The sequence below is a fragment of the Microbacterium sp. Leaf351 genome (genome assembly GCF_001423825.1).
In the GTDB taxonomy this organism is placed as follows: domain Bacteria; phylum Actinomycetota; class Actinomycetes; order Actinomycetales; family Microbacteriaceae; genus Microbacterium; species Microbacterium ginsengisoli.
Genome location: NZ_LMPK01000015.1, coordinates 104620 through 105063 on the forward strand (window position 1 = coordinate 104620; position 444 = coordinate 105063).

A 444-nucleotide genomic window follows, 5' to 3' on the forward strand; every position below is an offset into this window, starting at 1 on the left:
AGTCGATCCACGACGTCGACGCCTACGCGCAGGCCGACGCCGACTTCCACTTCCTGCTCATGGAGCTTTCGGGCAACCAGCTCGCCAGCAACATCACGCAGATCCTGTTCCAGCGGGCTCGCTCCAGCTCGCGGTTCGTGCAGAACCAGACCGACGAGGCCTTCCGTCTCACGCTCGACGAGCACCGCCGCATCTACGACGCGATCGTCGCAGGCGATGCGGATGCCGCTGCTTCCGCGATGCGCTCCCACATCGTCGACGCCTGGCAGCGTCGTCGCCTCCCGACGCGGCGCGATCCGTCCTGACGGGCGTCAGTCGAGGTGCCACGCCTCGTCGAGCTCGACCCAGTTGGCGGCGCCCGACGACTCGTCGAACGGACGCTGGCACGGCCCGGTGCGCGCCCACCATTCCTGGGTGACGGGATCGGCGGCCATCCGCCGCTGG

1 protein-coding gene and 1 pseudogene are annotated in these 444 nt (G+C 69.1%); one reads left to right on the top strand and one right to left on the bottom strand.

Annotated features, from left to right (window positions below):
* A pseudogene (locus ASG00_RS17350) lies at window positions 1-305 on the top strand (FCD domain-containing protein); the annotation flags it as partial.
* A gap of 6 nt (window positions 306-311) precedes the next feature.
* On the opposite strand, the gene ASG00_RS17355 reads toward ASG00_RS17350, so the two are convergent.
* A complete protein-coding gene (locus tag ASG00_RS17355; RefSeq protein ID WP_268772023.1) occupies window positions 312-434 on the bottom strand; it encodes an L-rhamnose mutarotase in 123 nt (40 codons plus the stop codon).
* Window positions 435-444 lie beyond the last annotated feature (10 nt).

Excerpts from the sequence above, each read along its gene's own strand:
- ASG00_RS17355 (WP_268772023.1), bottom strand. The coding sequence starts at position 434 with ATGGCCGCCGATCCCGTCACCCAGGAATGGTGGGCGCGCACCGGGCCG.